Consider the following 226-nt stretch of genomic DNA (forward strand, 5'->3'; position numbering starts at 1 on the left):
CCCAATTGGCCGAACATCACCGGTTTGCCGGGCTTGATGGCCACACGCCAGCCCTGCACCGTGCCACCCGCCGCCTCCAGAGCGCCACGGATGTGATCCTTGCCGCCCATCGACACCGCGCCCGAGGACAGGACGAGGTCAAACCGCGTACCGATCCCGCCCAAGGCGTCAGCAGTCGACCGCGGATCATCGGGCAAGATACCCAGGTCGCTGACCTCTGCCCCTG

At 67.3% G+C, this 226-nt stretch carries 1 protein-coding gene; it reads right to left on the reverse strand.

What is annotated here, in order from left to right; genetic code table 11:
• On the reverse strand, window positions 1–226 hold a 226-nt coding region (locus H2O73_RS24515), incomplete at both ends, for a molybdopterin-binding protein (protein ID WP_246336003.1).

The organism is Vibrio marinisediminis (genome assembly GCF_014050145.1).
In the GTDB taxonomy this organism is placed as follows: Bacteria; Pseudomonadota; Gammaproteobacteria; order Enterobacterales; family Vibrionaceae; genus Vibrio; species Vibrio marinisediminis.